Annotated in this window: 18 protein-coding genes and 3 pseudogenes; 8 read left to right on the top strand and 13 right to left on the bottom strand. The window is 38.0% G+C overall.

Annotated features, from left to right (window positions below):
- Window positions 1-5 precede the first annotated feature (5 nt).
- Genes GO593_RS15705 through GO593_RS15695 form a run of 3 tightly spaced genes read right to left on the bottom strand, consistent with a single transcriptional unit; the run spans window position 6 to window position 1997 of the window.
- Entirely contained in the window at window positions 6-788 is a 783-nt protein-coding gene (locus GO593_RS15705) for a glutathione S-transferase N-terminal domain-containing protein (RefSeq protein ID WP_098713177.1), read from the bottom strand.
- A 24-nt stretch (window positions 789-812) separates the two neighbouring features.
- Window positions 813-1319: a ribonuclease E activity regulator RraA gene (gene rraA, locus GO593_RS15700; RefSeq protein WP_000108827.1), complete on the bottom strand. Its 507-nt coding sequence runs from the start codon at window positions 1317-1319 to the stop codon at window positions 813-815.
- Window positions 1320-1331: 12 nt separating this feature from the next.
- Window positions 1332-1997, bottom strand: coding sequence for a Rossmann-fold NAD(P)-binding domain-containing protein (locus GO593_RS15695; RefSeq protein WP_000156071.1), 666 nt, complete (start codon window positions 1995-1997; stop codon window positions 1332-1334).
- Window positions 1998-2209: 212 nt separating this feature from the next.
- Here GO593_RS15695 and rpsT point away from each other — a divergent pair, with 212 nt between their 5' ends.
- Complete coding sequence (gene rpsT / locus GO593_RS15690) at window positions 2210-2476, top strand: 30S ribosomal protein S20 (protein WP_000013652.1); 267 nt, start codon at window positions 2210-2212, stop codon at window positions 2474-2476.
- A gap of 56 nt (window positions 2477-2532) precedes the next feature.
- On the opposite strand, the gene GO593_RS15685 is transcribed toward rpsT, so the two are convergent.
- Complete coding sequence (locus GO593_RS15685) at window positions 2533-3267, bottom strand: histidine phosphatase family protein (protein WP_001162376.1); 735 nt, start codon at window positions 3265-3267, stop codon at window positions 2533-2535.
- 57 nt (window positions 3268-3324) lie between these two features.
- On the bottom strand, window positions 3325-4182 hold the full coding sequence (locus GO593_RS15680) for a 3'(2'),5'-bisphosphate nucleotidase CysQ family protein (protein WP_000471052.1): 858 nt from the start codon (window positions 4180-4182) through the stop codon (window positions 3325-3327).
- A gap of 309 nt (window positions 4183-4491) precedes the next feature.
- Here GO593_RS15680 and GO593_RS15675 point away from each other — a divergent pair, with 309 nt between their 5' ends.
- The gene (locus GO593_RS15675) at window positions 4492-4860 is read left to right on the top strand and encodes a hypothetical protein (RefSeq protein ID WP_000979740.1); all 369 of its coding nucleotides are present in this window, start codon (window positions 4492-4494) and stop codon (window positions 4858-4860) included.
- Between the two features lie 53 nt (window positions 4861-4913).
- On the opposite strand, the gene GO593_RS15670 is transcribed toward GO593_RS15675, so the two are convergent.
- The 7 genes and pseudogenes from GO593_RS15670 to GO593_RS15640 all read right to left on the bottom strand — a co-directional run bounded on the left by GO593_RS15670 (window position 4914) and on the right by GO593_RS15640 (window position 15187).
- Window positions 4914-5573 carry an SOS response-associated peptidase family protein gene (locus GO593_RS15670; protein WP_000332555.1) on the bottom strand — a complete coding sequence of 220 codons (660 nt, stop codon included), beginning with the start codon at window positions 5571-5573 and terminating at the stop codon, window positions 4914-4916.
- A gap of 107 nt (window positions 5574-5680) precedes the next feature.
- Window positions 5681-7410, bottom strand: a pseudogene (locus GO593_RS15665) (ABC transporter ATP-binding protein).
- Window positions 7411-7422: 12 nt separating this feature from the next.
- Complete coding sequence (locus GO593_RS15660) at window positions 7423-8565, bottom strand: ABC transporter permease (protein WP_000953842.1); 1143 nt, start codon at window positions 8563-8565, stop codon at window positions 7423-7425.
- Window positions 8566-8572: 7 nt separating this feature from the next.
- Window positions 8573-9511 (bottom strand): ABC transporter permease, encoded by a 939-nt coding sequence (locus GO593_RS15655; protein ID WP_000881924.1) that lies wholly within the window; start codon window positions 9509-9511, stop codon window positions 8573-8575.
- A gap of 12 nt (window positions 9512-9523) precedes the next feature.
- Window positions 9524-11557 (bottom strand): M3 family metallopeptidase, encoded by a 2034-nt coding sequence (locus tag GO593_RS15650; RefSeq protein WP_001983894.1) that lies wholly within the window; start codon window positions 11555-11557, stop codon window positions 9524-9526.
- Window positions 11558-13381 (bottom strand): ABC transporter substrate-binding protein, encoded by a 1824-nt coding sequence (locus GO593_RS15645; protein WP_085941292.1) that lies wholly within the window; start codon window positions 13379-13381, stop codon window positions 11558-11560.
- 15 nt (window positions 13382-13396) lie between these two features.
- Window positions 13397-15187 carry an ABC transporter substrate-binding protein gene (locus GO593_RS15640; RefSeq protein ID WP_001983896.1) on the bottom strand — a complete coding sequence of 597 codons (1791 nt, stop codon included), beginning with the start codon at window positions 15185-15187 and terminating at the stop codon, window positions 13397-13399.
- A gap of 162 nt (window positions 15188-15349) precedes the next feature.
- On the opposite strand from GO593_RS15640, the pseudogene GO593_RS15635 reads away from it, so the two are divergent.
- The 6 genes and pseudogenes from GO593_RS15635 to GO593_RS15610 all read left to right on the top strand — a co-directional run.
- Window positions 15350-15442: pseudogene (locus GO593_RS15635) on the top strand (hypothetical protein); the annotation flags it as partial.
- Between the two features lie 520 nt (window positions 15443-15962).
- Window positions 15963-18632: a TonB-dependent receptor gene (locus GO593_RS15630; RefSeq protein WP_000731488.1), complete on the top strand. Its 2670-nt coding sequence runs from the start codon at window positions 15963-15965 to the stop codon at window positions 18630-18632.
- Window positions 18633-18741: 109 nt separating this feature from the next.
- A complete protein-coding gene (locus GO593_RS15625) occupies window positions 18742-19458 on the top strand; it encodes an energy transducer TonB (RefSeq protein ID WP_000525879.1) in 717 nt (238 codons plus the stop codon).
- Between the two features lie 40 nt (window positions 19459-19498).
- Complete coding sequence (locus GO593_RS15620; RefSeq protein WP_001983904.1) at window positions 19499-20380, top strand: MotA/TolQ/ExbB proton channel family protein; 882 nt, start codon at window positions 19499-19501, stop codon at window positions 20378-20380.
- A 15-nt stretch (window positions 20381-20395) separates the two neighbouring features.
- A complete protein-coding gene (locus GO593_RS15615; RefSeq protein WP_000525862.1) occupies window positions 20396-20818 on the top strand; it encodes an ExbD/TolR family protein in 423 nt (140 codons plus the stop codon).
- Between the two features lie 19 nt (window positions 20819-20837).
- Window positions 20838-21251 carry an ExbD/TolR family protein gene (locus tag GO593_RS15610; protein ID WP_000525674.1) on the top strand — a complete coding sequence of 138 codons (414 nt, stop codon included), beginning with the start codon at window positions 20838-20840 and terminating at the stop codon, window positions 21249-21251.
- A 69-nt stretch (window positions 21252-21320) separates the two neighbouring features.
- Here GO593_RS15610 and GO593_RS15605 read toward each other — a convergent pair.
- Window positions 21321-21452: pseudogene (locus tag GO593_RS15605) on the bottom strand (GNAT family N-acetyltransferase); the annotation flags it as partial.
- Between the last annotated feature and the right edge of the window lie 53 nt (window positions 21453-21505).

The raw sequence follows: 21505 nt of genomic DNA, 5'->3' as shown, positions 1-21505 counted from the left end.
ATATTTTAACTGCCATATTGTTTTTTTAGGTACTTTACAATTTCCGCAGATTCAAACATTTTAACACCTGTATTTGGGTCCACTAAATAAGGCACTTGCATTTTACCTTGCATGACCGGCAACAATTTTTCTCGCTTTCCCTCTTTTAAAGGTTCATATTTGCCCGGTTTTAACCGAAGAATCGCAGGCCCCATATCTTGCCATCTTTCTTTGGCAACACTATGTAAAATGTAAGGTAGCTCAAGCTCACTTAATACACTTCGTACTACTCTTGAATACGGACTTGCTTCAAAGCTCCATAGTTCAAGTTTATGCTCAGGCGCAGCTCTATTTACTATTTTTTTATTAATCCAGACCCCACGAGCACCATTTAATAATGTTCCGGCAAACGCCAGATATGGCATTTTTGGATAATTTGAAAACTTATCAGGAGTTTGGCCTGTCTTACCATAGTATTTAAATAAATGATGAATAATATCTTGTGATTCGTATAATTTGTCACCTGTATTTTCATCAATAAAAAAAGGAAACTGTAATTTACCGCCAATTTCTTTAACGATGGGACGATATTTCAATCCACCTTTCGGGCATGGATAAATTTCGACATCCAAATTTAAAAGTGTAATCACTTCACGAACGCGGCGACAAAATGGTGAACCCTCAAATTCATAAAGTTTAAGAGCTCTAACAGGCTGTTTAGGAAATGCTGTACCTGTAACACCTCTACCACCTTCAGCAATTGCAGACGCTAATGCTTGCAGTACTTTAATTTGATGATTCACCATTATGCATTCCTTTATTTAATTGTGGAGCTAGACTAGTTTTTCTTTAGCAATCACAATTCCATTATTATCTGCATAGATAAAATTACCAGATTGAATTGTGACTCCACCAAAATACAAAGGAATATCTACTTCACCAATGCCCTTACGGTTACTTTTTTGCGGAATTGCAGCCAATGCATGTACACCTAAATCTAATGTTGCAAGTGCATCAACATCACGTACACAGCCATAAATAACCACACCATTCCAGTTATTTTTAACTGCCGATTCCGCAATCATATCTCCCATAAGTGCACAGCGCATTGAAGCACCACCATCCACAACCAATACCTTCCCTGTACCATCTGTAGCCAATAACTCTTTTACACGCGAGTTATCTTCAAAACACTTTACAGTCACAACTTGTCCGCCAAAAGTTTGACGTGCGCCATAGCTTTTAAAGAACTTACCGTCCATTGATGGCGTGACCACTTGCAAATCTTTTTCCGGATTGTCATCTAATAAATCACATGTCACAAATGGTACTGTCGACACTTTTATTCTCCCTTATCGAGTTTGTTGTATGCTGAGATTATCATATCGTTTAAATGCTTCAATTTGCGTTAGCGCCGCTACGACCATCGTATGAGCCAATTGCTCAGCTGTAACAGGTTTATATTTGAAAGGCTTAGTCCATTTATTTTCAATAAGTTTAAATAGACTTTGTCCTAAATCTTCAATAAAACGCACATCGCTACGCTTACCAATCAATAGAGAAGGTCTAAAAATAGATAATTTTTCGATTCCTAAACTTTGAATATAATTTTCTAATTCTCCTTTTACTTTATTGTAAAAAATTGGCGAATTAGCATTTGCCCCAAGTGCACTAACAATTAAAAAATGAATATGTTTATCTTGGATTAAATCTGCAAAGTGAGCATTTATCTCATAATCAACTGCATAAAAGCGTTGTTTTGAGCCTGCTATTTTTAAAGTTGTACCTAAGCAACTAAATGCATGAGTATGACCATTCACATCTTCATCATTGAGCAATAAAAAATCGTCTATAACGAGCTGAGTAACTTTCTTATATGTATTAAGTAGTTGTGATTCTTTTCTTACTACAACGGTAATGGCCTCAAATTCTGGTGTGTGCTCAAGTTGTTCAACAAGCGCTAAACCAACGAGTCCTGTAGCACCTACTACAATTGCTTTTTTCGTACTTATAGTCATTTTTTATCCAACCCTCTTTAAGTTTGTATCAAATTTAACCTTTTCTTACGGTTTTAGCAGCCCCTAAAACCGCTTAAAATGCTCTCAAGGCTTGACTTCACGGTATTGATTCATCACAATATGGCACTTGTTTACGGGCTGGTGATGGTTGCACCAGTTTACTGGATTGACCACAGCCCGCCCAGACCAACTTATTTTCAAGGAGTGCAAGAGTGGCAAACTCTGCTCAAGCTAAAAAACGTGCGCGCCAAAACGTTAAAGCGCGTAAACACAACGCAAGCTTGCGTTCTATGGTTCGTACTTACATCAAACGTACTTTAAGTGCAATCGCTGGTGGTGATTATGCTGTTGCTACAGAAGCTTACAAAAAAGCTGTTCCTGTAATCGACCGCATGGCTGATAAAGGCATCATCCACAAAAATAAAGCTGCTCGTCATAAGAGCCGTTTAAATGCTCAAGTTAAAGCTTTAGCTAACTAATTGAAGCATGTAAAAAAAGCCCAACAGGGCTTTTTTTATTGTCTATGTTTTTGTGTTTACTGTACTTTATGGAACTCAGAAACATCTAACTCGTAAGTTTTTCCTCTCCAAATCCACTTTAATTTACAATTTGGAAATTCATCACCTTCAAACCATACAAACAGCCCTTCCATCATGGCAGGCCAATCTGCTTTTTGTATTTGGTTATTGCCTGAAATTACCGCAACAATCGCTGCAATAATTGTGTCGTGACTTACAGCCAAACTTAGACCACTTTTTGTTTTAGGATGAGTTTGATAAATCAGCTCTAACACATCTAATACGCCAGTAATTGGATGTTTCATACCCGGTAAGGCATTGTTCACAAAGCTATTAATAAAACCAAGTGCCCCTTGTTTACGGAAATAAGGCGCCGCCTGTTGAATATCCAGTACAAAGCTACCAGGTTCAACCAACAAACCTTGTTCAACTATTTCAATTGTATGTGTATTCGGCTCAGGGCTCACTCCATCTGCTCCTTCAATCATAAGTGCAGCAGTGTCTACACAACGTTGAATTGGGCTAGAAATGCAATGTTGAATTACACGATCCGTATTTTTAATTAAATAGCTACCCCATTCCTGAGCAAGCTCACGTCCTTGCGGTGTAAGCTGAAGGTCATATCCTGCCAAGCCTTGCCCATCTACCAACTCTCTTAAGGAGTGACGTGTAAAAAGGGTTACAGGGGTCGAAGCATCAGGCAATAAATCAATTGCTTCAAACATGCTTTTAGGCAATAAATCGAGTGCCATTTTTATCTTGTCATCTTTTCTCAATATTTTGCCACTATAGCATGTCTACAATAACTCTCAATCCAAAATACCTGATTGAGCTAAAGCTTCAAATGCTATTTTTTTGCTTTCCTGATCACGAAATGCGATAAAGCCCCCATTTAATACGGTATCACGCTGGTTATATTCAAAGGGCTTACCTGTTAGAGTGAGTAAACCTCCACCTATACTTTCTAATAATCCTTGACCTGAGCTGGTATCCCATTCTGATGTCGGATGAAATCTAGGATAAATATCGATTTCTCCTTCTAACATCATACAAAACTTATAAGCGCTACCTGCTTCACGTCGAATTACGGTACGAATCTTTTCAATAGGTTCAATGAATTTCTGATATTTTGGATTTTTACTACTATGACTTAAACCGATTTGTACAGGTGCTTGTGTTGAATAAGGTGTTTTTTGATATTGATACCATTGTTGTTGGCTAAAGCTATATTTAAAAGGTAAATCTTTTAAATAACCTAAATAAACAACTTGCTCACATGGCACAACAATCACCGAAAAAATCGTTTCACGCCCTTCAATCAAACTCAAGTTTATCGTGAACTCATCTCGCTCATGTATAAACTCTTTCGTACCATCAAGTGGATCTAGCATCCAGCAAGAAGACCAAGCATGGCGAGCGCTATAGTCACTTTCTTCCGATAAAACCGGTAACTCAGGTGTAATTTCTGCAAGATGCTTTAATAAAAAACGATTTACCTTTAAATCTGCTTGCGTTACAGGTGAATCATCATGTTTTTCTTCAATCGTAAATTCATATCCAGCCGAATAATTTTGATATTCTTGTAATAAGATTTGGCTAGCTTCTTCCAAGATTGGTAGTAACTGTTCAATTAAAGCATCATTGGGGCGAGTTGTTGTTATAAACATAAATAAGCTCTATTTACTTTCCTTTTCATTATAAGTGAATTATGACAAATTCAATATTCACCAACAGTCTAGTATCCTTACAAAAAGACTTAACTTTTTATTAAAAACACTATTATTCCTTCAACAGCTGAATCTTTATATTTTAACTTGATTAGACGCTTATTACTCAAGAGAAAGCTCAGTTAATTTTTGTATAGAAAATATGCTATAACTTATGAAAAATAAACAACTTAAAGTAAATTCAACCATTTCTTTTTCACGCATTTCTTGCTATGTTCAATAGCACAATAACAAAATGGAAGACTAAATATGATGCTATATGGATATCACTTCTCAACAATTGAAAATAACTGGGAAGACTTAACTCCATTAAATGAGTTTTTACAAACATTTGCAGATGATGATGGTGATGTCTCCCAAAGAGATAAAGAATCGCTTAAAGAAATTATTGCTAAATCCGATACAGCTTTGGCCTTAGCTAAAGAAATGGGTTGGGATGGTAGCTATACAGGCTGTCCTTATTTATTTTGGTTACCAAGTAAAAATACGCAATCTTTTGAATATGGATTTGTTTTTAAACAAACCTCAGATAACTCAACTTTTGTAATCTCACCAATTGAATTGGCTTATCTGGCGCAAGATGAGCAGGTACAAACTTTAAGTAAGAATATTGATTAAATATCAAAGGTTATTGACTTAAAAATTAAGCCAATAACCTAACTCCAATGCAGTTATTCAAACATACTTAATTGAGGTGTAGGTTTTATAATCTTCTCTTTAGGAACATGTAAACATTCAAATTCCTCAACAGGAAAACCTTCAATAAAGCTTGAAATATCTGGTGTTTCTAAACTTAACCATTCATCTAAGCGGTCATGTGGAATCACAATGACTGATCTTTTAACATCACCCGGTTCATGGAAGTCTTTCATCATGGGATGATCAATCGCATCCATGGTTAACATACTCGCAGAACGGACAATCGTTTCATTCATTTTGCAAATTTCATAGATTGCTGCGATAAAAAAAGCCTGCCCATCTTTACGGCGTACGCCCCACCGCTCAGGTTTATCATTTATATATTTACTCTCATAAAACTCCGTGACGGGTATCACACCGAACTTACATTTAAGAGCAGCTTCTTGAAAACTCGGTTTTTGGAAAATCGTTTCATGACGGGCGTTATAAGTATGTTTTGCTATATTCGTATCTTCTGCCCATTTAGGAACCAAACCGAACATGACTTCACGCCATTCAAAACCTTGCGGTGATTTGAATAATAATGGCATTGTCCCACCCGGATAGACCTCATCGGCATAGCTAAAGCCGACCACAGGCAACTGAAGTTGCTGCAATTGGGCAAGAGTTAAAGGCTTAAAGTTGGCACACATAGCAGGAATAAAATACTGTACTTTTACATCTCTTATTTTATAAGTATTTATTCTATAAACCAAATAAAAAGGCACTCGAAAGTGCCTTTAACGACATAACTTTACGCTTACGAAACGTGCTGAATTCCTTGTGGAATGGCCTGCAATAGTCGTTTGGTGTAGTCATGTTGCGGATGTGCATAGAGCTCATCCGAGTTGGCGATTTCAACAACTTCACCATGATTCATGACCATAACCTGATCAGAGATATATTTCACAACTGACAAGTCATGTGAAATAAAAATATAACTAAGCCCAAACTCATCTTGTAAGTCTTGTAATAAATTAAGTACTTGTGCCTGAACTGAAACATCTAACGCCGAAACAGATTCATCACAAATTAGAATTTCAGGCTTTAGCGTTAAGCAGCGCGCAATCGCAATACGTTGGCGTTGACCGCCCGAGAACTCATGCGGATATCGATAATAAGCTTGTTCAGGCAGATTCACTCTCTCAAGTAAACCAAGCGCAATTTGCTTACGTTCCGCATCATCTTTACCAATTCCATGAATTTGCATAGGTTCTAATAAAATCTGCCCAATCGTAAAGCGTGGATTTAGTGAAGCATATGGATTTTGAAAGATGATTTGGATCTTCCTTTGATATTTGGCAAACTCTTTTTCAGTTAAAGAAAGAATATCTTTACCTTCAATTAAAGCCTGCCCCCAGAGGCTTGATGTAAGCGCATGAGTAATAGCCCGACAGTCGTTTTACCGGAGCCCGACTCTCCTACCAAACCAAGCGTTTTTCCTTTAGCCAGTTTAAAAGAAACACCTTTTACCGCCTGAAATTCTTCTTTGCCAAACAATCCTTTACGACTATAAAAACTTTTTTTCAGATCTTTTACTTCTAAAATAATTTGCTCATCGCCATTTAAACCACGTTTACGTTCAGGAATTTCTGAAACATCAAAGCTTTGCTCAACCAATATATTGTTTTCTTGTCGCATAAAATCACTGGTTACAGGCAAACGATAAGGTCTTTGTGACATTTGAGGACGACAGTAAAGTAAGGCTCGGGTATATACATCTTTAGGCTGTTCCAAAACTTGTTCAGCGGTACCTTGCTCTCTAATTTCACCATGTCGCATCACAATCACTTGATCTGCAATTTCACCAACCAAAGCCAAATCGTGAGTAATAAAAAGCATCGACATTTGACGGCGCTGACGTAGTGATTCAAGTAAATCAATAATTTGCTTTTGAATGGTGACATCAAGTGCCGTAGTCGGTTCATCGGCAATCAGTAGTTTGGGCTCACAAGCAATTGCCATTGCAATCATGACACGTTGCTGCTGTCCACCCGAAAGCTGGTTAGGATAAGCATCAATTTTCGTTTCTGGTGAAGGTATACCGACCTCTTTAAGCAACTCTAAAACACGTTGCCGAGCCTGTTTTCGGCTCATACCCATATGTAAACACAACACTTCTGCAATTTGATTGCCAACCGTAAAAACCGGATTTAATGATGACATCGGTTCCTGAAAAATCATGGCGATATCTTTACCACAGATTTTTCGCATCTCTGTACGCGATAAGCCAAGCAAGTCTTTACCTTCAAAAATAATCTTACTTTTTTCATCAATCTTGCTTTGACCTACAGGTAATAAACCCATAGTTGCTAAAGAAGTAACAGACTTACCACTACCTGATTCACCAACCAAAGCTACAGTCGTATTGGTCGGAATATCAAAGGAAATTCCTTTCACAGTTTCGATATATTGTTTATCTTCACCTTTAAAGCTTACACGTAAGTTTTCAATGTGGAGTAATGGGGTCTTTTTTTCTTGTTCTGTCATTTGGATTTCCTCTTATTTTAGTTTCGGGTCTAATGCATCGCGTAGCGCATCAGTAAACATTGAAAATGCCGTAACCAAAACCGCCATTGCGACAGAGGCTGCGACAAGCTGCCACCACTTACCTAAAAGAAGTTCACTTTGTGCTTCATTTAACATACTGCCCCAAGACACTACACCTACTGGCACACCGAACCCTAAGAAACTCAAAATCACTTCCGATTTAATAAAAGAAACCACCAAAATAGACATTTGGACCAATGCAATATGGCTGACGTTAGGAAAAATATGAATAAACATACGGCGAAAATGACCGACACCAATCGCTTTAGCTGCAAGTACATATTCGCGTGCGGTATGTTTCATATATTCAGCACGAATTAACCGATAGACACCTGTCCAGCCCGTTAAGCCTAAAATCAGAACAATAGATAAAATACCCTTTTGTTGTAGTACAGCAGCAATCGCAAGAACTAATAATAAATATGGAATGGAAGTAAAAATATTATAAAACCAGTTGAGAATATCATCGACCCAACCACCAAAATAACCTGAAACTGCCCCTAAAAGCGTTCCTAATGTGACTGCCAATAAGGCAGAGACAAGCCCTACGATAATTGAAGTTTCAGCGCCTTTAATGGTTTTTTTAAGGACGTCTTGTCCCCATTTGTCAGCACCAAAAATTAGGGTACTTTTTAGTTCACTTTGCTGATCAAGTAAATGTCCACCGAGTTGCTGATCAATTGCTTTCATATCATCAGCTAATGGATCAACTACACCATAATAATCAATTGCACTTCCAGAGCTCTTTTCTTGTTTGATTTCAGCCTTGAGTTGGTGAATTACATCTTTTAAGGGATCGACTGGATTTTCCGGCAATTCCTCATCTACAGCGGCTGTACTTTTCAAAGCTTCAGTTGTCTTATCTGCACCTATAAATGTTGGAGGCGCATAACTGACAGCAACTTCTTTATTCCAATCAGATGCAATCACACCCGTTAGAGATAGTATTAATACGATCAAATAGAACAACACAACAATGAGCGATGCCATTGCAATTTTATCGGCCCGAAGGCGACGCATGGCAAGTCGCCATAGCCCCGCTGAAGCAGGAGCGGTCTGGGTTTCTAACTTTCTTTTTGATAAAACACTCAGCATAACCCACCTACTTCAACTGTACACGTGGATCAACCACTTTGTAGACCAAGTCCGCAATCAAATTAAAAATCATGGTTGCAGCTGCAATATATACAGTAATGGCTTTGATGACAGGAAAATCACTACGCTCTACAGCAATAATCACTTCACGACCAATACCGGGAATACCAAAAAAGCGTTCAATTAAAAATGCACCTATCAATAATGCCGGTAAATTTGACATCACATCAGTAATAATCGGAATTGAGGCATTACGTAGAACATGCACACTTAAAATTCGGCTTTCCCCTACACCTTTAGCACGTGCGGTTCTCACATAATCCTGATTTACTTCATCAAGCACAAAGCTACGATATAAACGTAAAGTAGGTGCAATACTCACCACCAGCATGATTAGAATTGGTAGTAAGGAAAACTTAAATAAATTGTCGGTAAAACTATCGCTCCATCCCTGTACTGGGAACCAGCTCAGTTGATAAGCCAGAACATATTGAAAAACAATAATGTAAACCAAAATACTAATCGACATACCGATGGTACATAGCATCATGACCATACGATCAGTTAGAGAGCCACGTACTGCCGCTACAGCCAATGCTAAAATAATTGAAATAACTGTTTGTAAAATGGTGAGTGGAATTAAAAGTGTGAGCGACGGTCCTAATCGGGTTAAGATAATTTGTGAAACGGATTCACCTGTGCTCCAACTTGCGCCATAGTCAAAAGTAAGAATTTGCTTAATAAAAATCCAAAGTTGAACATAATAAGGTTGATCAACACCTAACTGTTTACGGATATTTTCAATCTGCTCAGGGTTAGACATCTTACCTGCCAAAATATAGGCAGGATCTCCACCGACCCAATTAAATAAGATAAAAATAAGCAGCACTACTCCCAACATGGTCGGAATCATCTGCCATAAACGCCGAATAACATATGCCAGCATAGTGATAATTCCTTATTTAACCCGTTGTCCGGTAATTTCGTTAAAGAATGCTTTATTGTCAGGATCACGACCAAGGAAATCTTTAACCAATTCAGCTGCCGGTTTTTGGCTACCCTGCGATAAAATCGTCTGACGATAACGTTGTCCCACTTGTGGGTTGTTCAGGTTGTCACCATAAGCAGAAAGCATGTCTAGCGCTAAAACCTCAGACCACATATAACCGTAATAACCTGCCTGATAACCACCCATTAAATGCCCGAATTGCCCGGGGAATTCAGTTGTTGGCACATATCCTAAGGCTGTAGCAGCTTCCATTTTTTGCCAAGTTTCTAAAGGTTTTACTTTTAAGGCATCTGCCGTATGAAGTGCCATGTCATATTGTGCATAAAGCGTCTGACGGGCATAACGCAAGCCACGGCCATAATTATGTACTGCTTTTAAACGGGCAATTAATTCATCGTCAACACGTGGACAAGCTGGATCACAATAATCGGCCACTTTAGATAAGGTTTCTTTACGGCGTGCCCACTCTTCATACATTTGAGAAGGTGCTTCTACAAAATCACGCTCTACAGAAGTTCCGGACTGACTGGTATAGCGGGTATTTGATAAGATGCCATGTAAAGCATGACCGAACTCATGTACAAAAGTTTCAAGCTCATCACTATTTAAACCTTTACGGTTAAAGTTGGTCACCAATACTGAAATCGGTAATCGGTTGGTTAAAGTGCTTCCACCATATACTCCCCAAACTGCTGCATGGCCATATTTCCCTTCACGAGGGAATTTATCCATATATAAGCCACCAAGGAGTTTTCCTGTCTTTTTATCAACTACATCGTAATATTCAACTTCATCCTGCCATGCTTTAACTTTGACAGGTTTAAAATCAATACCGTAAAGATCAGATGAAATGGCAAATAACCATTTTTGAGCAGCTAAAGTTGGAAAATAATCACGAAGCTTTTCCTGATCAATTTGATATTTACTCTTACGAAGTTTTTCACTCCAGTAAGCTTCACTCCAGCGCGTTATCTCGGTTTTATCTAGTGGTGTTTTTAAAGTTTGTGCTTTAAAGGCACGAAGCTCTTCTACTTCTTTACGTTCAAGTGGTGCTACAGTTTTTTGTACTTCTGCCAAAAACTTGTTTACAGCTTCTGGTGTTTTTGCCATTCGGTCTTTTAAAGCCCAATCTGCATAACTTGCTTTTCCAAATAACTGTGCAAGTTCATAACGTAAATCTATTGCCTGTTTGAGTAGTTTTAAATTTTGTTCAGTCCCACGTCGTGTAAAGGCAATCTGGTATTTTTTTCTGGCATCATCATTATCCGCTAGCTCCATGAAGGGGCGATACTCCGGATACTCAAAACCTAATAGATAATTTCCTTTCGTATTTTTCTTTAACCCCGAAATATAACTTTCCGGTAAGCCTTTCATCTCTTCAGGAGTAAATTCAAGTTTTTCCGGGTTATCACGAATATTACGGTTATATTCTTGTTCAAGTTTAGTCAACTCATCCAGAATAGCCTTCATTCTTGCGCGTTTTGCTGGTTCTAACTGAACCCCTGTGTCTTCAAATTGATCCAGAATATCTTGACGGTATTTCTGGTCAATTGGATCAGTCGCTTTTGTATTTTTAATTACGTTATACAGTTTAGAGTTTTGGAATATATCCGTATGAAACTGATTAATTTTGATTTCGCAGTCTTCTGCTGCCTTACGTAATTTCGCATCTGGGTCGACGTTACTATATAGACCTATGGGCCCCGAAAAATCTTCAAGATGAGCAAAAATTTTATCCCACTTGGCTAATATCGGAGCAGCGGCAGCATCATTTTTAACAGACGTTTTTTCAAAACTAGAAATCTCTTGCTGAATTTTTTTTAAATTAGAATCACACCATGTTGGGAGTTGCTCTGCTTTGAGTAATGGTAATGTCGCACGCGTCGCTTCAGCCGATGCAAATTGACTTATACCTATGGTCAACATACATAATGTAGTCATTTTCAGTGTATTATTTTTCATCGTATCTCCAATTTTTTTCATTTAATGATTAGATTTCGTATTTGTATCAATATCGAAGTACATCCATTCAGCATGTAAAATCGGATGCTTCTTATATCCAATAATTCGTGGTTGGGCCAACATATTGCGATAGCGTGCATAAGACATTTGCACAGGCATATAAACCTCTAACAAGCGCGTCATTTTTCGATATAACGCATCTCTTTCTGGGCCTGGCTTCACTTGTTGAGACTGGCGGTACAACTCATCAAACTCTGGTATCGAACCACAAGACCAGTTAGTCATATGAGTATTTGGGCCATAAAAATTCTGCATAAAATTATCCCCATCCGGATAATCAGCTATCCATGCAGAAGAACCAAACATTCCCTCACATTGTTTTTGTGATCGAAGTAAGTCTGAAAAAAGCATTGGCTTATACACCATGCGAATATGTAGGCTATCGAAGTTTTTCTTCCAAAGTTCAGCACTTTGTTGGCCAATACTGTCATTGCGCGCTTTATATTCGACCACGAGCGGCTTGCCGTTTGGTTGTGTACGCCAACCAGAAGCATCTTTTTTGTAGTGATATCGATCCAACAGCAGATTGGCTGCTTTTACTGAATATGGTGTACTACTTCTATACTGTGGGTCATATCCCACTACACCAGGTGGAACTGGGAAATGAAGACGTTCTGCATCACTATTCCTTACCAATTTAATCTCTTGATCTATTGAACGGGACATCGCAATAGCACGGCGTAAGGCAATTTTTTCTTTACTCATTCCTCCAACAACGGGATCTTTGAGATTCCAATAGATATAACTAATTTCTGGATCAACAATACGAGATAATTGCACACCTTCTTTTGCAAGCTCGGGTCTTAATTTACCGTCTTTAATCGCTTTTGAAACTAATTGCCCTTCAAGCTGAATGATATCTACCTCACCACGCTGGAATGCTAACCATCGTGACTGGTTTTCTTCCATGACCTGAATATCAATTGTGCCGATTTGAGGCATTTGTTTACCTTTAAGGCGCTTTACAATTGCTTCATCCCCGGGGCTACTGGCATTAAAGTTCCAGGTAAAACCTCGATATTCAGGATTTGCTTTTAAAACTATACGTGAGGCAGGTATCCACTTACTGAGCATATAAGGTCCGGTTCCTACCGGATGCCCCATAACAAAACCAGCTTTATCTTTATATTTCTCGATGACTTCGCGTGCCACCGCACCTGTCGGATCATGGGCCAGTAATAAAGGAAAGTTATAGTCTGGTTTTACTAACCGAATCACCAAAGTGTACTTATCAGGTGTTTGTAAACCACTTACATTTTGATCGTAATTAAATTTTCCGGATTTATTGGCTGCTTTGACTAAAGCATTCATACCTTCAATTTTATCTTCCAATAACCAACTATTGGGTGAGCGTAAATTCGGGTCTAATAACCGCTTAAAAGAATATGCATAATCGTAAGCTGTTAACTCTCTAGGTTTACCTTTAAACGCTGGGTCGGCTGTAAAGTAAATACCCTTCTTAATATGAATGGTATAAGTCAGTCCATCTGCACTCACTTCTGGCATAGCCGTAGCCACGTGTGGGATTAATTTTGCTGGTCTTGCCAAATAGTCATAGGTATATAAAGTTTCAAATATAGATGTGAGTACATGCGCTGAATATAAGTCATGTACATAAGCTGGGTCGAAGCCTGTTTCAGCTGTTGGGAATACATAACGCAAAACTTTATTTGGATCGGCTGGGCTTTTCGCAAAAATAGATATAGAACCCGTTAAAGCCATTCCGGCAAAGAATAGGCCGACACTACAGTGCTTAAGCTTTTGTTTTAAATTTTCGGTCATGATGATCTTTATCTAAAATTATTTTTTAATAGGGGTAATATCAAGATATTGCCAGTTTGTATTCATCATTGGGTGAGCTTTAAACCCCTGAACTTGAGGCTGTATCAACCAATTACGAATTCGTGTTACATGAATAATCCAAGGGTTATCAGCTTCTATCTGACGGTTAAGTTTTTCGTAATATGGGAGCCGTTGTTGAGGTGGTAAATGAATGGCCTGAGTATAAAGAGCATCATAGGTTTTAGACTGATAACAAGCATGGTTTCCCTGCCCAGCATTTGGTCCATATAGTAATTGTGCAAAATTATCTCCTTCAGGATAGTCAGCAATCCATGCACCGCTCCAGATCATATATTTACATTGAGTAGCGGCTTTTAAGTTATCTGCAAAGTTACTTACCTTAAAGTCAGCTCGAATGCCAATCGCATCTAGATTTTTTTTCCAGAGTTCTGAATGAATAACCGATGCTGAGCTATTTTCTGTATTGATTTTTAAAATTAAAGGTTTGCCATTTGGTAAGGTCCGGTAGCCATCAGCCGCTTTTTTATAACCATAATAATCAAGTAGTTTATTTGCTAACAGCGGATTATATCCTACGCTACTTTTATATTTAGGGTTATATCCGTTTACACCTTCAGGTATAAACATTTGTGATCTAACAGCCTGACTTTTATAAGCTTGTTGTATGCTTTCTTTTTGATTGTATGACAGAGTAATTGCTCTACGAAGCGCTATTTTTTCTAGGCTAAAACCACCAATCACCGGATCACGCATATTCATCATAGTATAGGTAATCTCAGGATCCTTATTTGGATAGTGCTTAATTCCTCTCTTCTTAAAAGAAGCTTTAAGCTGATTTCCATCTAAAGCTTGAGGAACAGCATTCGCTGTGAGTTTATCAAAGTCTAGTTGTCCAGACTGAAAAGCTAACCATCGTGACTGCTCTTCTTCAATAATACTGACCACCACCTTGCCAACTTGTGGCATTTTCTTTCCAGACATTTCCTTAACAAGTTGGTTATCCCAAGGTGTTCCTGTTGACTTAAAATTCCAGACAAAACCACGATAATCAGGATTAGCAACTAACTCGACCTTACTTCTCGGTACATATTTACTTAACATATAAGGACCAGTACCTACTGGATGCATGCCAATACGATCACCGTAATAATCAACAACCTCTTTAGCAACACCACCAAATGCAATATAGGCAAGAATATAAGGAAAATTAAAGTCTTGGCGAGTCAGAGTAAATTGTAGAGTATATCGATCAATCGCTTTAAGCCCTGCAATTGGAGCAGCATAATCAAATTTTCCAGTTTTCTTTGCTTGAGCTACAACCACATCGGCACCTTGTAACTTACCATCAATAAAAGAAACAGAAGGCGCTCTATTTTTAGGGTCTAAAATACGTTTAATTGTATAGACGTAGTCTTCAGCCACTAACTCACGGCGTTTACCTTTAAAAGCTGGATCATTGGTAAAATAGATACCCGGCTTAATTTTAAATATATAAACTTTACCGTCTTGTTCCACTTTGGGCAGGCTTTCTACAGTATTGGGAACTAACTGTAATGGACGTGCTAAATAGTCATATTTGAGTAAAGGCTCAAAAATTGCCTCAGCAATATTAGCGCTATAGAAATTGGTGGTTTTAACCATATCGAAGCCATCATCTGGGGCCTCATAGGCAACATGCAAAATTTTGTTTGGTTGCGCTGGCGTAATTGCGTAAGCACAAGGAACTGATGTAATAGCCAGACTTAAAATGGCGAGCTTAAAAAATTTTAATTTCAAGTTCATACCCACGTAATTAGTTTTTTTAAAAGATATTATCCTTTTGAGTAACATCTAAATCTGCATAAGAAAAGTTCTTTTTCAACAGATAGGCCTATTTAGGATTTAAAATTTGCTTTCCTTTATGCTCTTTCGATTTGATCAAATGGAAAAATAAACTCAAATACCTAGTGTTTTGTAACCATTGAATATAAAGCGAATTTCATGCCATTTATTAATATCCATCTTAAAATATTTAAAAATATTAAAAATTCATATTTTTATTAGATACTTAAAAACGTTTGAACTATATAAATAAAAGTAACTTTCTGCCAAATATTATATTCATATAAGTTAATCATATAACATCTTAAATGCACAAATAAAATACATTAAAAATTAATTATGATCCACATTAGATCATGTCTAACTTACAGATACTTTTAAAACAATCTATTGATTAATAATAAAAATATAATTTAACTATGTAGTAATAAATATTATAACATTACATATTAAAAGGCTCTAAAACGATACATTTTTATTTAATAAGCATGTGAAGAGTCCAGTGATGTATATTTTTTATACAAATAAATTTGAAACTTTTCGCCAACATCAAAAAATTTTCCAAATGGAAAATTTATTTTTATATCAAAAAAGCTAAAGCATCATACTCAAGCATAATAAAATCAATATTTATCAATATTTTGCATAAACTAAAAAAAGAAAAATATATAGTTGGCACTTGCTTTGCTTAAAAACTTTCCAGCAATATCGCTAACGACAACAAAAAGGGATCAAGTCCACGATGAAAAAAAAATACAATGTTCGATCTCAGGCAACCCCCAAGATTGGCAAAACAATTCTTAAATTAAGCACCCTTAGTTTAAGCATGATGTGTCTTACCATGGCACAAGCAGCAGAAACGGAACAATCAAGTACCGATGAAAAACCAACAAAAGTCGTAAAAGTTGCCGTTACAGGTTCTTCAATTAAAGGGGTTGCGGCACAAAGTGCTTCGCCAATTACCGTGGTGAAAGTTGATGAAATCTTAAAACAAGGGGTAACAACAACTGAAGAGGCTTTGGCAAAGATCAGCGCAAACCAGTCTAATTTTGTTACTGCCAGCAACGTAGGTACAAGTAAAACAGCTGGCTCGGCAGCAAACCTTAGAGCCTTGGGTGCCAATAAGACACTTGTTTTACTTAATGGCCGTCGATTAGCTGCAAATGCATATGACAGTGGCGTTACCAATTTAAATATTATTCCACTCGCAATGTTAGACCGTATTGAGGTTTTACGAGATGGCGCCTCTTCCATTTATGGTACCGATGCAATTGGCGGGGTAATTAACTTCATTACTAAAAAGCAGTTTACAGGACTTAATCTGACTGCCGGCTATCAAAAACCAGAACAAAAAGGCGGCGAGCAGCAAGACTACAGCATTTTTGGGGGTTTTGGTGATTTAGACGAAAATGGCTATAACTTTTTTGGTGTTGTAGACTATCGCAAAGGCGATGATGTCATGGCCAAAGACCGTAAAGTTAGTCGGCGTGGAGGAATATTACCCGAATTAGATGTCAATAGAACCAGTAGTGGTTCATTCCCTGCCAATGTCCCAGGTTTAGGTAACCCTTACGCATCCACTGGTTGTGGTAATAATCCTCTTAATAGTAACGATGATGGAACTTGTCGATACAACAGCCAAGCCGTGATTGGAATTGTTCCTAAAACAGAAGACATCTCAGCTATGGGCCGAGCAACTTTTAAATTAAATGATAATTTTAACGCGATTGCAGAATATTTATATGCAAGAAGTGAAGTCACTACTTCAGTTGCACCAGATGTTTTTTTTGATCTGACGCTTGATCCTAGTAGTAAATATTATCCAGGTAAAGGTATCACTCCAGCTTTAGCTGGCGCTACGGGAACTATCCCTCTGTATCTACGTTCACAATCGGGTAATCGTGTAAGTAATAGTATTAACCAATCACATAGATTATTTGCGGGTATCGAGGGTGAAACTCATGGTTGGGATATTAACTCCGGGGTTACCTATGCTCATAGTAGTGCATCGGATGCTATCGTAAGTGGCTATTTAAATTTTGATAAAACACAAGAAGCTTTAAACAATGGTATTTTAAACCCATTCGGACCACAAAACCCTGAAGATGCCAATGTATGGAATGAGTTAGGAGTTGAAGGCAAATACTTAAAAGCTAACCTAGATACAACTACTGTCGATTTCACGGCAAGCCGACCTATATTTAAATTACCAGCTGGAGACGTGGCTTTTGCAGTTGGAGCAAGCTATCGTTATGAAGATTGGACTTCAAAAGTCGTTACTGATGTTGCCCGAGTGGCACCTAGCACAGGTGTCGATCCTGATGAGCCAGTAAATACTGGCGATCGTAATATTAAATCGGTATTTACCGAATTTCATATCCCCCTTCATAAAACTTTAGAAGCTCAAATCGCTGCTCGTTATGATGACTACAACGATTTTGGTGATACTTTTAATCCGAAATTTGCACTTCGTTGGGAACCTATTAAACAGTTAATGTTCCGTACAACTTATAGCACAGGTTTCAGAGCACCAACACTTTGGGAAGTTAATGGTGCAAATTCGATAACTAATACAGGTGCATCATATAATGATCCTGTGCTTTGCCCTGGTGGAGTTGTACAACCAGGAGGAAAAAAAGAACGCGATTGTAATATGCAATTCGACAGACAAAATGGAGGTAATAAAACTCTAGATCCAGAAGAATCAAAATCTTTTACCGCTGGCTTAGTGTTTGAACCAATTAAAAATTTAGCTTTTACTCTCGATTACTTCAATATCGAAGTCGACAAGCAAATTGCTACACTTTCAGAAACTGCTATTTTTAATGACCCAGTGAAATATGCAGACAAATTTGTACGTAATCCTGATGGCTCATTAGATTATATTATTACAACCCAACAAAATTTAGGTGGAATTAAAACTTCTGGTTTTGACGTCGGCTTAAGTTGGGTTTCTCCAATGACTGTTACAGGTCGATTCGGTTTCAATATTGATGGTACATATATAACAGATTACAAATATCAAGCCGAACCAGATGGAGAATGGATAGGTGTTGCAGGGTCATATAGCGGCTTAGACTATCAATCCATTATTCTGCGGTGGAAACATACTGCAAACCTAAATTGGAATTATGAAAACTGGGCTTTAAACCTACAACAAAACTTCTCTCGTGGGTACCAAGATCAAAACTCTAACGGCCAAAACCATAGAGTCAGCGACTATACAACATACAATATTTCAGGCACTTATAAAGGCTTTAAAAATCTAGAAGTTACAGCAGGTATTAAGAATATCTTTGATGAAGACCCTCCTGCTTCTAATGTAATTGATAACTTCCAAATGGGGTATGACCCACGTTACGCAGATCCTTTAGGACGTACTTACTTTGTACGAGGTACATATAAGTTCTAAATGGTTGTTCTGCAAATGTAGCTCACAACAGTTAGTTTGCAGAACAAATACTCATTCTTAGCCAAACAGTCATTTTAAAAATTGTTTGTCTACAGTTTCAGGAGTAACTATGGGCATGACTTTTACAGACATAGAAAATAAATCTGCCAAACGCCTAATTGGTATTGCTGCAGTCATTTTTCTGCATCTTCTTGTTGCCTATATTCTGATGTCAGGTTTAGCAAACAATATTCAAAAACCAGCAGAAAAACCTGTGGAATTACAAATTATTCAGGATATTAAGCCACCTCCTCCACCAAAGCCGGAAGAGCCGAAACCAAAGGAAAAACCACCTGAGCCACCAAAAATGGTAGAAAAAGTTGCCAAGGTTCCTGAGCCACCAAAAGAAGTAGAGAAAGTAGCAACACCAGTACAAAAAACGACGCCAGTAGCTCAACCGACTAAAGTCGCTACTCCGGCTCCTGCTGCACCTAGTACTCCTTCTCCGAGCCCTGTTGCTGCACCAGCTCCAGTGGCAGCTGCTGCACCAGCACCTAAACCCGCTGGTGTAACACGTGGTGTTTCTGAAGGCTCTGCGGGCTGTGAAAAACCGGAATATCCACGCGAAGCACTCATGAACGAAGAGCAAGGAACGGTGCGTATACGTGTTTTGGTTGATACATCCGGCAAAGTCATTGATGCCAAAGTAAAAAAATCGAGTGGCAGCAAAATTTTAGATAAAGCAGCAACTAAAGCCTACAGCTTATGTACGTTCAAACCAGCAATGAAAGATGGCGTGCCTCAGCAAGACTGGTATGAAATTGAATATCCATTCGTAATTGAATAAACAATTGAATTAGCAAGAAATTAAAAAATATTGGAGATATATGATGAAAAAATCAACTCAACCACTAGTACATTTCGCTTCTGCAAGTTTAATCGCAGCTTGCTCGTTACTTCCATTAAGCTCAGTTTTCGCAGAAGAAACGAACAATGCTCCTGTGGCAACAGCAACTACTGAAGCTACTTCAAATACAAGTACTCCAACTCCACCACCAAAGCCAGCAACAAGTGAAACTGTTAAAAATCCATATGGTCTAGAAGCCCTTTGGCGTGAAGGTGACTTAGTCGCTAAGTCTACCTTATTTATTTTAGTACTCATGTCGATTGGTACTTGGTACATCATCATCTCTAAATTATTACAACAAGGTAAAGTCAAACGCCAAGGTAAAGAAGCTGAAAAACATTTCTGGGAGGCAACTTCGCTTGATAATGCTGCAGAAGGTTTAGAACAAAGTAGCGCGTACCGTTTTATTGCAGAAAAAGGCATTAACTCGACTAAATCACACGGCGGCTCTCTACTTGAACGCATTGACTTTAATACTTGGGTGAGCATTTCAATACAACGTGCCATCGAAAAAGTACAAAACCATTTAGGCGGCGGTCTCGCTTTTTTAGCAACAGTTGGCTCTACAGCACCTTTCGTAGGTCTTTTCGGAACAGTATGGGGAATCTATCACGCTTTAACTGCAATCGGGATTTCAGGTCAGGCATCTATTGATAAAGTTGCAGGCCCAGTTGGTGAAGCTCTCATTATGACAGCTATTGGTCTTGCGGTCGCAGTACCTGCTGTACTGGGTTACAACTGGTTGACTCGTCGTAATAAAGCAGTGATGGAAAATGTTCGTTCATTTGGTTCAGATCTACATGCAGTTTTATTAAGCGGAGAAATTAATACCAACAATTCAATTAATCGCAGCATTAAATAATTAGGAGCAGACATTATGGGTATGAGTGTTGGTTCTGAAGATGATGACGAAATGATTGGAACGATTAACACGACACCTCTCGTAGATGTCATGTTAGTTTTACTTATTATTTTTCTTATTACTATTCCGGTAGTTACACATACAGTTCCGGTGAAACTACCAGAAGAAAAAAATACTCCGTACGCGACCACGCCTGAAAATATTCAACTTTCAGTTAATAAGAAAGGCGATATTTTCTGGAACGAGAGTTATGTACCGAATAAAGAAATATTGTTAGCAAAATTACAAGCTGTGGCACAAAAAAGACCGCAGCCGGAGGTACATATTCGAGGAGATCAGCTTACCCATTTTGAAGCGATAGATCAGGTCATTAGTACGACCAAACAAGCTGGTATTGGCAAAATTGCCTTTGTTACTACCCCTCCAGCTTCCCCGTAATGATTTTAAGGAGAATTTTATGGGTATGAATGTTGGCTCAAATAATGATGACGATGTAATGCTAGAGGTGAACATGACACCGCTTATTGATGTCATGCTGGTACTCATTATTATGTTTATTATTACTATACCTGCACCAAACAATGCGATTAATATTAATTTGCCAAATGGCACACCGCCACCAACAAATGAAAAGCCATCTGAAATCATTGATGTAAGAATTGATGCAGCAGGCAAAGTATTTTGGAATAACCAACAGGTTTCTGACCGCAAGGCACTAGAGACTTTATTTCAAGGTGTTGTCGCCAAAAAAGATCAAGACCAAATCAAACTTAAACCAGACCAAATGGCTGAATATAAAAATGTAGCGATGGTCATGGCTACGGCGCAGCGTTTAGGTGTAACTAAAATTGGGATTGTGAGTAGCAATTAATATCGCTTTTAACTTTAGTTAATTCCATTTCCTTCAACGCTAACTTGAATTCTCAGTTAGCGTTTTTTTAAAGTGTTCCTCGACTTTAGACTCAGCAATAGAATATACATTTGGTGCGACATAGTCCTTTTGAGATTCATCTAATAATAATTTTGCGCATAGAAGCCAATTCTCACGATCAAGATTTTTTAAGTTAATCAAACTTGAAATCCTTTATTTATAAATTCACGCCTTATCTATAAGCACAAAATATA

The organism is Acinetobacter baumannii, assembly GCF_009759685.1.
GTDB lineage: Bacteria > Pseudomonadota > Gammaproteobacteria > Pseudomonadales > Moraxellaceae > Acinetobacter > Acinetobacter baumannii.
Note: the sequence above shows the minus strand (reverse complement) of the source record. Positions and strands in the feature narration are given on the sequence as shown.